Genomic DNA, 4,124 nt, shown 5'->3' on the forward strand with positions numbered 1-4,124 from the left:
GGGTGGCCGCGGCGCTTCTCGCGGGAGTCGCGGCCGCAGGTGCCGCGGGCGGACTATCCGCCCAGGCTGCGGGCACGGTGACGCGCATCGCCGGGCCCGACCGCTATCGGACCGCGGCGGCTGCCTCGGCCTTCGGTTGGAACACCGGCGGCACCGTCGTCATCGCCACGGGCGCCAACTTCCCCGACGCGCTGTGCGGCGCGCCGCTCGCGCACGCCTACGGCGGCCCGATCCTGCTCACGCCGCCCGCCGCGCTGCCGGCGTCCGTGACCGCGGAGATCGCGCGGCTCGGAGCCACCAGCGCGATCGTCCTCGGCGGCACGGGCGCGGTGTCGGCGGCGGTCGAGGGCACGCTGCGCAGCCAGCTCGGCGGATGGGAGACCTCGCCGCTGGGCGGCAACGGATCCAAGAGCGCGATGCTCGCCTACTACCCGGACACGGGCGTCGTGACAATACAGGAGTACTTCTGGCCCGCGGTCTCGTGGTGAGGGGCGGGGCGCGGCCCGCCGTCTGTGACGCACGGCGACCGTTCGTCGGAAACACGGCGTGAATGTGACTTCCGTCACCGCACTCGGGCACCCCGTTGGATAAACACACCTTAAGGCGCAGGCCGTGACGGCGGCGCACGAGGTGTGGAGGGCCGGAGTGGCGCAGCTCGGTGACGCGGTGATCGTGTCCGCCTCCAAGGGGGTGCAGACGCTTGCGGGCGCGGCGCTCGTCGCATGGGGCGACACGCGCGTGCGCGGCGCGTTCGATCGCTCACAGGCGCTCCGGATGATCACCGACCGAACACCCGGCTTGGCGATCATCGACTACGAGATGCCCGACGCGATGGTCGTGGCGGCCGCCTGCTACAACGCCGCGATCCCGTTCGTGACCGTCAACGACGACGACGCCGTCGCTGCGAGCGGCGGCGCCAAGGCGTGCGTGTCCTCGCCGTTCAACGCTGCGCGTCTCGTCGACGCGCTCGACATCGCGATGGGCGCGCGGGTCCGGCGCTGACCCCGCGCGGCGGCGCGCACTTTTGCTACCATCGGCGGCGTTCCGCGACCCGCGCCACGGGAGGCCGATCCGCCGACATGCCCATCTCCGAAGACGACGTCCGGCACGTCGCGACGCTCGCGCGCCTCGCGCTGTCTGATGAGCAGGTCGCCGTGCTCACCGGCGAGCTCGGTTCCATCCTCGGGCACATCGACGCGCTCGCGAGGTTGGATCTCGCCGAGGTCGAGCCGACCGCCCATCCGCTCGAGATGACGGACTCGACGCGCGCCGACGAGCCGCGGCTGGGGCTCACGCAGGCCGAGGCGCTCGCGAACGCGCCCGAGGCGCGCGACGGCGCGTTCGTGATCCCGCGCATCGTGGGCGTCGGAGGCGAGGGCTAGGTGGCCGCCGAGGCGGGACTCGCCAGGCTGTCCGCGGCGCGGATACGAGCGGGCGTGGCGGCGCGCGAGTTCTCCGCGCGCGAGGTCGCGGATGCTGCGTACGCCCGCATCGATGCGGTGGACCGGGACGTCCACGCGTTCCTGCAGCTGACGCCCGAGCTCGCGTACGCCGCCGCGGACCGGGTGGACGCTGCGGTGGCCGCGGGCGACGAGCTGCCCCCGCTAGCGGGAGTGCCGGCGGGCATCAAGGACAACATGAACCTCGTCGGGACGCGTACTACGTGTGCCTCGCGGATCCTCGGGCCATACGAGAGCGCCTACGACTGCACGGCGGTGCGGCGGCTGCTCGATGCCGGCGCCCTGCCGGTCGGCAAGTGCAACATGGACGAGTTCGCGTTCGGGTCCTCGACCGAGAACTCCGCGTACGGGCCCACGCGCAACCCATGGGACCTCGGGCGCGTGCCCGGCGGATCGTCGGGCGGCTCGGCGGCGTGCGTGGCCGCCGGCGAGGTGTGCGTCGCGCTCGGCAGCGACACGGGCGGCTCGATCCGGCAGCCGGGCGCGCTCACCGGCACGGTCGCGCTCAAGCCGACCTACGGCCGCGTGTCGCGCTACGGGCTCGTGGCGTTCGGCAGCTCGCTCGACCAGATCGGGCCGTTCGGCCGCACGGTCGAGGACTGCGCGCTCGTGCTCCAGGCGATCGCGGGCGCCGATCCGATGGACGCGACGTCCTCGGACGCGCCGGTCGAGGCGTACGCGAGCGGGCTGGCCGACGGAGTCAGCGGGCTGCGCGTAGGCGTGGTCGCGGACATGCTCGAGGCGGACGGCTGCGCGGGCGGGGTGCGCGCGATGGTGCGGGCCGCCGCCGAGACGTTCGCCTCACTCGGCGCCGAGGTCGGCGAGGTCGACCTGCCGAGTTGCGAGCACGGGCTGTCGGCGTACTACATCATCGGCCCCGCGGAGGCGTCCTCGAACCTCGCGCGGTTCGACGGCATCCGATATGGCGCGCGCGCCGAGGGCGCCGAGGACGTGCTGGACCTGTACATGCGCACGCGGGCGCAAGGGTTCGGCCCCGAGAGCATCCGCCGGATCATGCTCGGGACCTATGCGTTGTCGGCCGGCTACTACGACGCGTACTACGGCCAGGCGCAGAAGGCGCGCACGCTCATCAAGCGCGACTTCGCGGCCGCGTTCGAGCGGTTCGACGTGCTGCTCACGCCGACCGCGCCGACCGTTGCGTTCGCGTTCGGCGAGAAGAGCGGCGACCCGCTCGCGATGTACCTCTCCGACATCTACACGATCCCGGCGAACCTCGCCGGCATCCCCGCGATCAGCGTGCCTGCGGGGCTGTGCCCGGAGAGCGGCATGCCGATGGGGCTGCATATGATGGCGACGCACTTCGCGGAAGGCGCGCTGCTGCGGGCCGCTGCCGCGTTCGAGGCTGCCGCCGGCTTCGACTGCGCGCCTGCGAGCGCAGCCGCGCTCGCGTAGAGCCGCGCGCTCCGGCCCCGCGCGTTCCGTTTCGATCCTGTTTGGACTTGGGTCGGCTCGCGCTTCGACGCGCGCGCCATCCTCTCGTCTGCCCGCCGGCTCGGCGGGCTCTTCTCGGCCCATACGGTTTGACGGAACGATCGTTCCGACAAACCGTATGGGCGGGGGGAAGGGGTCCGCCCGCGGCGGACGAGACGACAAGGAGGGGATCTTCCATGCGGCCTCGACTCACCTCGCTGTTGGACCATCTGATGGGCTCGCGATCCAGGGCGGCCGTCATCCGCGTCCTGTACGCCCCCCGGGCCGGCGACGAGCGGCTGTGGTTCCGCCAGATCGGCCGGGCCGCGCGCGTCGGCATGGGGCAGCTGTACGAGCAGCTGCAGTGGCTGGAGCATCTCGGCCTACTCCGGATGCGGCGCGAGGGCGGCGCGCTGTTCATCGAGGCGCGGACGGACCTGCCCCTCGGTGCGGCGCTCGAGGCGCTCGTGCGCGCGGCCGCGGACTACGAGTGAGGCGGTGCCGAATGCCGTGCAGTTCGGGTGTGGCGCACGGACGGGTACACTCGCAGTCGAGGGACGCGGGCGCCGGCACGGCGCTCGCGCGCGCAGCTACGGAGGGGGTCCGTCATGAAGCTCAGGCGCCCTTCGGGGCGCCTCCTTCGCTTCCGGCGCGCTCCCGCTTGCCCGCGCCCGCCGCGCGCGTGACAATCGCGGTGAGGGGGCAGGCCACGTCGGACGGGGCAGGGCTCGTATGCGAAGGACCGCGCACCTGGTCGCACTCGGGGCATCCCTGGCGCTGGTGTGGGCCGCGAGCGCTGCGGTCGCTTCGGCCGGCGGCGTGTGTGCGCTCGACACCGAGCCCAACGACACCCCAGCGACCGCCGAGCTGATCTTGGCGCCGGTCTCGGGCACGCTGTCCGCGACCGACACGCTCGATGTGTACCGCGTCGCGACCGCGCCGGGCGAGTCGCTCGAGGCGAGGCTGACGCACGACTTCGCGTCCGACGGCTCGGGCGACTTCGACCTGTACCTCTTCGCGCCCTTCACCGCCGACGTCGGCGACTTCGCGGACGCGCTGACCTTCTCGGCCGCGGGGCCGCCCGTGTCCAGCGAGTACTTCCGCTACCGCATCCCCGGCGCCGGCGAGTACTACGTGGTGGTGCGCGGCTTCGAGACGACCGCCGAGGTGGTCGGCTACGACCTCACCGTCGCGCTCGACGACGCCCCGGCGCCGCTGTCGGGGATCGAGCGC

General features: G+C 73.1%; 6 protein-coding genes. All 6 read left to right on the forward strand.

Annotated features, from left to right (window positions below; translation table 11 throughout):
* A partial coding sequence (locus FDZ70_07070) for a cell wall-binding repeat-containing protein (GenBank protein ID TLM74799.1) occupies nucleotides 1–488 on the forward strand: 488 nt, incomplete at its 5' end.
* 124 nt (nucleotides 489–612) lie between these two features.
* Entirely contained in the window at nucleotides 613–1,002 is a 390-nt protein-coding gene (locus FDZ70_07075; GenBank protein TLM74800.1) for a hypothetical protein, read from the forward strand.
* Between the two features lie 77 nt (nucleotides 1,003–1,079).
* Entirely contained in the window at nucleotides 1,080–1,382 is a 303-nt protein-coding gene (gene gatC / locus FDZ70_07080) for an Asp-tRNA(Asn)/Glu-tRNA(Gln) amidotransferase subunit GatC (GenBank protein ID TLM74801.1), read from the forward strand.
* 27 nt (nucleotides 1,383–1,409) lie between these two features.
* Entirely contained in the window at nucleotides 1,410–2,873 is a 1,464-nt protein-coding gene (gene gatA / locus FDZ70_07085) for an Asp-tRNA(Asn)/Glu-tRNA(Gln) amidotransferase subunit GatA (protein ID TLM74804.1), read from the forward strand.
* Nucleotides 2,874–3,088: 215 nt separating this feature from the next.
* Nucleotides 3,089–3,385 carry a hypothetical protein gene (locus FDZ70_07090; protein TLM74802.1) on the forward strand — a complete coding sequence of 99 codons (297 nt, stop codon included), beginning with the start codon at nucleotides 3,089–3,091 and terminating at the stop codon, nucleotides 3,383–3,385.
* 238 nt (nucleotides 3,386–3,623) lie between these two features.
* A partial coding sequence (locus FDZ70_07095) for a hypothetical protein (protein ID TLM74803.1) occupies nucleotides 3,624–4,124 on the forward strand: 501 nt, incomplete at its 3' end.

This window comes from Actinomycetota bacterium (genome assembly GCA_005774595.1).
Taxonomy (GTDB): Bacteria; Actinomycetota; Coriobacteriia; order Anaerosomatales; family D1FN1-002; genus D1FN1-002.